Here is a 2,607-nt window from a genome sequence, read left to right as displayed (position 1 = left end):
AGGCTTCCGGCCATGGCGACGACTAATGCTGCGGATGTCCAGCTTTTTCTTTTCATATGATGAATCTTCCTCCTTAAGTTGCTTTCTCATTATATCTATGGACTAAAAGGGTGTCATCCCTTAGTAGCTAATCCCACTCAACCTTTGACCGCTCCGATCATGACGCCTTTAGTGAAATACTTTTGCAAAAACGGATATAACAGCAGCACAGGCAAGTTGGCGACTATGACGACGGCGTACTTGATGGCTTCGCCTTCCAGTACGATTTGGCCCTGGGTGTCATCGCCGACGCCCAACATCTCCTGCATTTGCCCTTGAATTAAAATTTCACGTAAAAATAGCTGCAGCGGATATTGATCGCGGTCTGTCAAATAAATAAGGGCGCTAAAATAAGCATTCCAATGACCAACGCTATAGAACAAAATCATGACCGCTATGATAGGCATGGACAATGGAAGCACAATCCGCATAAGCGTAGTCATATTCGAACAGCCATCGATCGAGGCAGCCTCCTGCATTTCATAAGGAATTCCATTTGCAAAAAACGTTCGCATAATTAATATGTTGTATACGGAAACCGCTCCAGGAATAATGAGCGCCCACATGGAGTTCAGCATGCCTAAATTTTTTACCAGCAGGTAGGTCGGAATCATGCCCCCGCTAAAAAACATTGTAAATACCATCATTGCGGCTATCACATTACGGCCGTAAAAGTCTTTGCGTGAAAGCGGATAGGCCGCAGCGACGGACATGATCAGATTGATGGCTGTGCCGAGGACCGTATACATAATCGTGTTTACATAGCCGGTAAGCAATTCATTGTTCTGAAATATCCGCAAGTAGCCGATCCAAGTAACGTTTTTTGGCCACAGCCACACCTCTCCTCGCATAACCGCCTCGGGGCTGCTGACGGAGGCGACAAGGATAAAGAGCAACGGGTACAAAACCAGGATGCATATGAGCACCAATATGGCATTGACGAGCCCATCGAATATTTTTTCATGATTGCTTTGATGATTCATTGGTTACCTCCCAAGAGTGTTCGAAGAAAACTTTGTTGGTAATCATATGCCGGGATTTCGTGAGAGCACGCACTTCGCAAGCTTTACCAGTCTCTCTGTAAGGGGAGCCGACATCGTAGGCGCTTACCATAAGCTTGTGCCGTTCACCTTGCGGGCCATACGGTTTACGAACACCAACAGAATGAAGTTGACCAAGGAATTAAACAATCCAACAGCAGCCGAATAGCTATACTGCCCGTCAATAATCCCTTTGTGATACACATGGGTAGAAATGATATCAGAAGCAGGCATATTAAGGGAATTCTGCATCAGAAACACTTTCTCAAAGCCTACACTAAGTAAAGAACCCATGTTTAGGATGAGCAATATAGTAATCGTAGGCATGATACCCGGCAGATTAATATGCCATACACGATGCCATCGGCTCGCCCCATCCACCCTCGCAGCTTCGTGAAGCTGGGGATCTATGCCGGTCAGCGCGGCGAGATAAATAATGGAGCTCCACCCCATCTGCTGCCATACGCCGGATAACACATAAATACTTTTGAACCAATCCGGCTCTGTCAGAAACTCAATAGGCTCTCCACGGAACCAGACAATCACATTGTTCAATAAACCCGTTTGCGGTGACAGAAAAATGAATATGATCCCCACCATGACGATCGTAGACAAGAAATGAGGTGCATACGTTACGGTTTGTACGAAACGGCTGAACTTCTTGGAACGCACCTCATTAATAAGAAGAGCCAGGATGATCGGTACCGGAAAACCGACTAGCAATTGGTACAGCCCAATGCCAAGCGTATTCTTAAGTAGCCGCCAAAAATAATAGCTGTTAAAAAAACGTTCAAAATGATTGAATCCGACCCATGGGCTGCCCCATATCCCTTTGGTTGCGATAAAATTTTTGAATGCGATTTGTACGCCATACATCGGGATATATTCAAAAATAATAAAGAAAACGATAACAGGCAAAATGAGCAAATACAGATCCCAGTTTTTTCGTATTTGTCTCCTTATTGCCAGACGCTTCGGTTTGAGTACAGCCTTCGCTGTTCCTGCTACTGACATAGAAGATTGCTTCGACAAATCCTCACCTGCTTTCTACTGTTTCTTTCCAGATCATAGCAGAGGGCTGTGGGGAATCAAATTTACATTTTTTTCAGTACCTTCCCACTCGTTATGTCGTTAATAAAATGATAACTTTATAAAAAAAGGTCAGGTTGTGCGAGATGGGATATGAGGTATAATGAGGAAACTGCACAAAACATAAGACTAACGAGACAAAGGAGCATGCTGCGCTTGAAATGGGTAAGCCTGAACCGACAAAAGTTAATCGTCAAAATATTTTCTAGCTTTCTGGTCATCATTGTACTGTTTTCCGGATTTAGCCTGTTATCCGTTCATTTGTTCAGCAATGTCGTCCAAAATGAAATCATCCAATATAACCGTTTGATGCTGAAAAATACGTCAGAGCGATACCAGACTCACTTCGACCGGATCAAGACCTTGTTATTTGATATATACACGAATGAAGCCACTGTTGCGTTTAACCGTCAGATGATGAAGAAGGAAGAAGCTGGAC

2 protein-coding genes and 1 pseudogene are annotated in these 2,607 nt (G+C 44.1%); 1 reads left to right on the top strand and 2 read right to left on the bottom strand.

The window, feature by feature from the left end; translation table 11 throughout:
• Positions 1-137 precede the first annotated feature (137 nt).
• Together G9U52_RS38710 and G9U52_RS38705 are read right to left on the bottom strand one after the other, a co-directional pair.
• The gene (locus G9U52_RS38710; RefSeq protein WP_166158765.1) at positions 138-1,022 is read right to left on the bottom strand and encodes a carbohydrate ABC transporter permease; all 885 of its coding nucleotides are present in this window, start codon (positions 1,020-1,022) and stop codon (positions 138-140) included.
• A 123-nt stretch (positions 1,023-1,145) separates the two neighbouring features.
• The gene (locus tag G9U52_RS38705; protein WP_166158773.1) at positions 1,146-2,093 is read right to left on the bottom strand and encodes an ABC transporter permease; all 948 of its coding nucleotides are present in this window, start codon (positions 2,091-2,093) and stop codon (positions 1,146-1,148) included.
• 231 nt (positions 2,094-2,324) lie between these two features.
• Here G9U52_RS38705 and G9U52_RS38700 point away from each other — a divergent pair.
• Positions 2,325-2,607, top strand: a pseudogene (locus G9U52_RS38700) (helix-turn-helix domain-containing protein); the annotation flags it as partial.

It is taken from the genome of Paenibacillus agricola (genome assembly GCF_011440305.1).
Taxonomy (GTDB): domain Bacteria; phylum Bacillota; class Bacilli; order Paenibacillales; family NBRC-103111; genus Paenibacillus_S; species Paenibacillus_S agricola.
The sequence above is the reverse complement of the archived record's forward strand: the minus strand, read 5'-3'. Positions and strand labels throughout refer to the sequence as shown.